The organism is Actinophytocola sp. (genome assembly GCF_049647105.1).
Classification (GTDB): domain Bacteria; phylum Actinomycetota; class Actinomycetes; order Mycobacteriales; family Pseudonocardiaceae; genus Actinophytocola.
Genome location: NZ_JBARWZ010000191.1, coordinates 1 through 6,429 on the forward strand (window position 1 = coordinate 1; position 6,429 = coordinate 6,429).

The following is a 6,429-nucleotide window of genomic DNA, read 5'->3' on the forward strand; positions in this document are numbered from 1 at the left end:
CTCGCAGGTCCCGAACCGAAGACTCGCGGGTTCCGAACCGTGGACTCGCGGGTTCTGAGTCGTGGACTCGCGGGTTCTGAACCGTGGACTCGCGGGTTCTGAGGCGTGGACTCGCGGGGTTTGGGGGTCGGGGGTGGGGGTTATGGGGTGTTGCCTGGGGGGAGGTTGCGGACTTGTTGGAAGGGGAGTTGGGGGTTGCCGTGGGTTTTGCTTGCCTCGGTTGGGGTCAGGAGGAAGCCCTCGTGGTCGCCTGCGTCGTGGCGGGACAGGATCGTGCCGGTGAACCACTGGTCGCAGTCGTCGAGGAGTGGTACGCCGTCCGGGCCCGGGTGCCACGGCACCTCCGCGAACTTGTCCCGTTCGCGGCCGGTCTCACCGCCGAACAGCTTCGCCAGCGCGTGGTCCTTCGCCCTCGGCACGTGCACCGCCAGCGTGCGTGCCGACGTGGCCACCTCGTATGTCTCGTTCTTCTTCGACAGCCACACCATGAACCGCGGCGGGTCGATGCTGCACTGCGTCGCGAACCCGATCAGGCACCCGGCCCGGCGGTCCCCCGCCGCCGCGGTGACGATGAACATCGGGTAGTCCAGCCCGCTGACCAGTGCGTCGAACCTCGACCCGGACGTCATGTGCCCTTCCCCGCCTTCTTCTCGGCCTTCTCCGCCGCCTTGGCGTCCTGGCGTGCCTCCTTGGCGGCCTTCCGCTCCGCCTTGGCAGCCTTCCGCTCCGCCTTGGCGTCCTGGCGTGCCTCCTTGGCGGCCTTCCGCTCCGCCTTGGCGGCCTTGCGCTCCGCCTTGCTGGGGGACTGCTCCGTGGCTGGCGCCTCGGCCGTGACCTGCGTGGTCACGTCGGCCACCTCGGGCTCCTGCGTGACGACCGGCGACGAACCCGGTACACCCGGCACCACGACCGTAGGCGCCTCCGTGGTCGAGTGCACCGGCGGCACCGGCCCCTCGATCGTCGTCTCGGTGGTCGACGTCGTCTCGGCCAGCCCGGGCAGCAGCGGGTCGCACACGGCGACCTCGGGCGAGGACGCCACCGTGGTCACGGCCGTCGCGGCGACCGTGACCACCACGGCCACCTTCGCGAGCAACGTCTTCGCGACCGCCGTCACGGGCGCGGCCGAGGGCAGGTAGGTGGCGGCCACCGACGCACCGAGCATCAGCGGCGCCACCGACGCCCGCAACTCGGCGTTGACGGTCGTGAGTGTGTCGGCACGGGCCCGGCAGTCGGAACACCGCGCAAGGTGGTTGCTGATCTTGCGGCTGAGCGGGTCCGGCACGTTGCTGCGCACCCACCCGGCGAGCTTGGACACCGTCGCACGGCACTCGCGGCGCTCGACCTCGGGCAGATGCGCACGCAGGTACGCCTGCCGCAGCCCCTCCCGCGCCCGGTACGCGAGCGCCGCCACCCCGTTGGGCCGCATCCCGAGCAGCGGGGCGATCTCGGCAGGCGACTCGTCCTCGACCTCTGTGTGCCACAGCACGGTCCGCCACCGCTCCGGCAGGCTCGCGAACGCGCTGGCCGCGGCCTTCTTGTCCCACCGGTGCAGCACCGGATCACCATCCGGCCGAGGGAGGTAGGGCTCCGGTACGTCCGCGTACAGCGACACGGTCGCGCCCCGCGACCCGCTTATCGCGGCGTTGCGCAGCGTGACCAGCAGGTACGCGCGAAACTCCTCGGTCGGACCGCCGCCGTCCCGCAGCATCCTGAGCACGCGCGTGAAAGCGTCCGCGACCAGGTCTTCCCGTTCCGCCGCTGTGTTCGAAATACACGCCGCAACCCGATTCGCGGCATACAGATGCCGCTCGTAGAGCTCGCCGTACGCCTCGGAATCACCACGCCGCACATCGGCGATCAACTCCGCGTCGGACCTCGGGTCCAGTGTCACCGAACCTACCTACTCCGTTGTGGCCCACGTCGTCAACGTCGCCGGTCGAGGTCAACGCAAGACAAGGCAGTCAACGCCAGTCCACGACCTCCCGCATGCGGCCCGGATGCCGGCGCCGTACATATGCCGCGTATTCCGACATGTGCTCACGCATCAGTTCCTCTGCCCGGTCCACGTCCCCGTCGATGATCGCGCGAGCTATGTCACCGTGGACATTCACCACCGCTGGTCGCCGTGACTTGGGAAACAGCGGCGGAGAAAGCCGGTCCCGCACAATGTCGGTGAGCGACTGCCCGAACAGGCTCATCACCGGGTTGCCGGACATGGCGGCGATGAGCCGGTGGAAGTCGGCCGTGTCGCTGGTGTACTCCTCGTCCTCCATGCGGCCGGGCCGGGTGAACCGGGTCATCTCCGCGACGAGCTGCGGATCGTGCCGCAGCGCGGCACGCCCGGCGAGAATCGGCTCCATGATGACCAGTGCGTCCACGAGGTCGGCAAAGGTCACCCCGTCCATCTGAAAGTAGAGGGTGGCCATCCGGCCGAAGTTCTCGGTGTGCACCTGGTCGACGGTCGGACCGCCCCGAGGGCCGGGCTTGATCGAGATCAGCCCGTGCACCTCCAGAATGCGTAACGCCTCCCGTAACGAACCACGACCGACCCGATACTCCTCCAGCATCTTGGCTTCCGGCGGTAGCTGTGTTCCCGGTGTCAACTCCTCGGCGCCGATTCGGCGGACGATATCTCGTGCGATCGCTTCTGACACCTTGTCGCTGCGTCTGACCGGCCTCCTGGGCGTCCCCGCGCCTGTTGCTGCCACCCCGACATGTTAGCGACATTGACGAGAATGTCTCCTATTTTGGTCAGGCTTTTTCCGAAGGCAACGGGAAGATTCCGGTCGGCTCCACCGAATTTCCGCGAGCAATGGTTTACTCACGCGAACGCGAGCGGATACAACCATCGCTACGCGGCCCTTGGCCGTTACAACTCTGGCCGACTGTTGTCACAGATGCGCGAAAAATGTGGCGCATGACATGCATCACCGAAATATCCACAGCACGGTCCCGGACCGGCGCGGGAGCCGCCCCCTGCCGGACACCGATCGGTCACCAAGCCGGACGGGCGCCTGCGCCGAACAAGGGGCATGACTACCGAGAGGGTTGCCGTCATCGGCGCGGGGGTGGCCGGTCTTACCGCCGCCTACCTGCTGCAACGCCGCTACGACGTGCTGCTGTTCGAAGCCGCGCCCCGGCTCGGCGGCCACGCCCACACCCACGACGTGCCGACGGCCGGCGGCACGGTCGCCGTGGACAGCGGGTTCATCGTGCACAACGAGCGCACCTACCCGAACCTGCTGCGCCTGTTCGGCGAACTGGGGGTGGCCACCCGCGAGTCGGAGATGTCGATGAGCGTGCGCTGCCTCGGCTGCGGCCTGGAGTACGCGGGCGCACGCGGCCTCCCCGGCCTGTTCGCGCAGCCGCGCAACGCACTGGCGCCGCGGTATGTGCGGATGCTCGCCGAGATCACCCGGTTTCACCGGCACGCACGGCGGATACTCCGTGAAAACGGGGAGGAGGTCACGTTGGGTGAGTTCGCTGCGGGCTACTCCCGGTTCTTCACAGAGCACTTCCTGCTGCCGATGGTGTCGGCGGTGTGGTCGGCGCCGGAGCGGGTGAGCCGCGCCTACCCCGTGCGGTACCTGTTCCGGTTCCTCGACCACCACGGGATGCTGTCCATCGGCGGCTCGCCGACCTGGCGGACGGTCGTCGGCGGCTCCCGCGAGTACGTCGAGCGCGCGGCGAAGGAGCTGTCCGCGGTGCACGTCAGCACGCCGGTGCGGGCGGTCCACCGCACGCGGGACGGTGTCGGGATCCGCGACGACGGCGACCAATCGCACACCGTGGACCGGGTGGTCGTGGCGACGCACGCCAACGAGGCGCTCGCGCTCCTCGCGGACGCCACCACCGAGGAGAAGCGGGTCCTCGACGCGTTCACCTACTCCCGCAACGAAACCTGGCTCCACTCCGACGACTCGCTGCTGCCCGTCGCACGCGGCGCGCGTGCGTCGTGGAACTACCTGAAGCCCAGCTGCGCCGGCGCCGACGAGGTGGTGGTGAGCTACGACATGAACCGGCTGATGCGGCTCGGCGAGCCGAAGCCGTACGTGGTGACCCTGAACGCGGCCGGCCGGGTCGACGAGTCCGCAGTGCTCGCGCGGATGACCTACGAGCACCCGGTGTACACCCCGGAGTCCGTTGCGGCGCAAGGGCTCCTGCCCTCGCTCGCGACGGAGAGGACGGTCTACGCCGGCGCCTACCACGGCTGGGGCTTCCATGAGGACGGTTGCGCTTCGGGGGTGCGGGCGGCCGCCGCGTTCGGGGTGGACTGGTGATCCTCTACACGGCGAAGCTGACGCACGTGCGGCGCAGGGCGCTGACCCGGCGGTTCACCCACCACGTGCGGCTGTGGCTGGCAGACGTCGACGACCTGCCCCGCTCGCGGCTGATGTCGTTCCGCGCGGCCGACCACCTCGGCTCACCGGACCGTTCGATCCGCGACAACCTGACGACTTGGCTTGCCACGCAAGGAATTCCGGCGCCGGGGCGAGTGCTGATGCTGACGGCGCCGAGGTCGCTCGGGTACGTGTTCAACCCGCTGACCGTCTACTGGTGCGATGACGCGGCCGGGGCACCGCTGTGCGTGGTGGCCGAGGTGCACAACACCTACGGGGAACGGCACTGCTATCTGCTGCGGCCCGACGAGCGGTGGCAGGCGGAGGCGGACAAGGCGTTCTACGTGTCGCCGTTCCTCGACGTGTCGGGTCAGTACCGGATGCGGCTGCCACCACCGGGCGAGCGGCTGTCGCTGACGATCGCGTTGCGCCAGGACGACGAGCCGGCGTTCACCGCGACGCTCACCGGAAGGCGGGTCGGCGCGTTCACAAGGCGACGTGCGCTCGCCTACACACTTTCCCTTGTGCCGCAACGGACGCGGTTGCTCATCCAGCGACATGGCATCGCGCTGTGGCTGCGGAAGCTGCCCGTGGTGCCACGTCCTGCCTACGTACCACAGGAGCGTGTGCAGTGACCACGACGACCGAGACCGCCCTGTCGGCGCCGCCGCGCTCGCCGTTCCGCGCGTGGGTGGCGCGACGTCTCTTCCGTTACGCGGTGAAGGACCTGCCGGTCACCGTGTCCTTTCCGGACGGATCGAGGATCGGCCGGGGTGGCCCGCTGATGCGGGTCGTGCGGCCATCGGCGTTCTTCCACCGGCTCGGCGCGCAGGCCAACATCGGGTTCGGCGAGGCGTACATGGCCGGGGACTGGACCAGTCCCGACCCGGTGGCCGCGCTGACCCCGTTCGCCGCCAGGATGGCAACGCTCGTGCCGAGACCGTTGCAGGTGCTGCGCGGCTGGGTGGACGCCCACCGGCCGGCCACCGAGCTGAACACGCCGGACGGCGCACGAGAGAACATCCACCGCCACTACGACCTGTCGAACGACCTGTTCGAGGCGTTCCTCGACGAGTCGATGTCGTACTCGTCCGCGTGGTTCGAGCCGGGTGACGACCTGCATACGGCGCAACTGCGCAAGATCGACGGGATCCTGGACCTCGCCGGGGTCACCTCGGGCAGCCGCGTGCTGGAGATCGGCACGGGCTGGGGCGCGCTGGCGATCCGCGCCGCGCAGCGCGGCGCGACGGTGACGTCGCTGACGATCTCCGTCGAGCAGCAGCGACTGGCGCGGAAACGGGTGGCGGCGGCGGGGATGACCGACCGCGTGACGGTCAACCTGCAGGACTACCGGGAGGCGGCGGGCACCTACGACGCGGTCGTGTCCGTGGAGATGATCGAGGCGGTCGGCGAGGAGTTCTGGCCGACCTACTTCGCGACGCTGGCGCGGGTCCTCGCGCCGGGCGGTCGCGTCGGGCTGCAGGCGATCACGATGCCGCACGACCGCCTGCTGGCCACGAGACGCTCGCACAACTGGATCCAGAAGTACATCTTCCCCGGCGGGCTGCTGCTCTCGGTGCCGGTGATCGAGGACCAGGCGACGCGGGCCGGGCTGCGGATCGAGGATCGGCGCAGCCTCGGCCCGCAGTACGCCCAGACGCTCGCGCAGTGGCGGACCCGGTTCCTGGCGGCTCGCGACCGGGTGGCCGCCTTCGGTTTCGACGAGGTCTTCGAGCGGCTGTGGGAGTACTACCTGGCGTACTCGGAGGCGGGGTTCCGGTCTCGCTATCTGGACGTGTGGCAGTTCGGCCTACGCTCGTCCGGGTGAACACACGGTCGGTCGGTGACGTGACTGGCCCGCGCGTCACGGGTGGCGTTGCCGGCGCGGGCTGAGGCAGCCGGTGCCGAGCCGGCGACACCGCACCTGTCGGAGCCGTTCGTCAGAGCAGGATCAGCAGCAGACCCAGCGCGCCGACCGCGACCACGGCGAGCGTGAGCACGAGCGCGGGGACGGCGTGCTCGACCGGCCGGCCCTGGCGCAGCCTGCCGGCCGCGCGCGGGTAGCGGTCGTGCGACCAGCCGAGCACCC

General features: G+C 69.6%; 6 protein-coding genes. 3 read left to right on the forward strand and 3 right to left on the reverse strand.

The window, feature by feature from the left end; genetic code table 11:
- Window positions 1-140: 140 nt before the first annotated feature.
- From WBA97_RS22865 to WBA97_RS22875, 3 genes are all read right to left on the reverse strand, one after another.
- Entirely contained in the window at window positions 141-629 is a 489-nt protein-coding gene (locus tag WBA97_RS22865) for a flavin reductase family protein (protein ID WP_424232938.1), read from the reverse strand.
- Window positions 626-1,891 (reverse strand): RNA polymerase sigma factor, encoded by a 1,266-nt coding sequence (locus tag WBA97_RS22870; RefSeq protein ID WP_424232939.1) that lies wholly within the window; start codon window positions 1,889-1,891, stop codon window positions 626-628. Before WBA97_RS22870 ends, WBA97_RS22865 begins: the two co-directional genes overlap by 4 nt.
- 70 nt (window positions 1,892-1,961) lie before the next feature.
- Complete coding sequence (locus WBA97_RS22875) at window positions 1,962-2,708, reverse strand: FadR/GntR family transcriptional regulator (RefSeq protein ID WP_424232940.1); 747 nt, start codon at window positions 2,706-2,708, stop codon at window positions 1,962-1,964.
- Window positions 2,709-3,032: 324 nt separating this feature from the next.
- Between WBA97_RS22875 and WBA97_RS22880 the strand changes: the two genes are divergently transcribed.
- The 3 genes from WBA97_RS22880 to WBA97_RS22890 are packed head-to-tail and all read left to right on the forward strand — an operon-like array spanning window position 3,033 to window position 6,168.
- Window positions 3,033-4,280: an NAD(P)/FAD-dependent oxidoreductase gene (locus WBA97_RS22880; protein WP_424232941.1), complete on the forward strand. Its 1,248-nt coding sequence runs from the start codon at window positions 3,033-3,035 to the stop codon at window positions 4,278-4,280.
- Window positions 4,277-4,975: a DUF1365 domain-containing protein gene (locus WBA97_RS22885; protein ID WP_424232942.1), complete on the forward strand. Its 699-nt coding sequence runs from the start codon at window positions 4,277-4,279 to the stop codon at window positions 4,973-4,975. Before WBA97_RS22880 ends, WBA97_RS22885 begins: the two co-directional genes overlap by 4 nt.
- Window positions 4,972-6,168: a class I SAM-dependent methyltransferase gene (locus WBA97_RS22890; RefSeq protein WP_424232943.1), complete on the forward strand. Its 1,197-nt coding sequence runs from the start codon at window positions 4,972-4,974 to the stop codon at window positions 6,166-6,168. Before WBA97_RS22885 ends, WBA97_RS22890 begins: the two co-directional genes overlap by 4 nt.
- The last annotated feature ends 261 nt before the right edge of the window (window positions 6,169-6,429 follow it).

Bases quoted from the DNA above. Each gene is read 5' to 3' on its own strand.
- WBA97_RS22865 (WP_424232938.1), bottom strand. From the start codon at position 629: ATGACGTCCGGGTCGAGGTTCGACGCACTGGTCAGCGGGCTGGACTAC.
- WBA97_RS22880 (WP_424232941.1), top strand. From the start codon at position 3,033: ATGACTACCGAGAGGGTTGCCGTCATCGGCGCGGGGGTGGCCGGTCTT.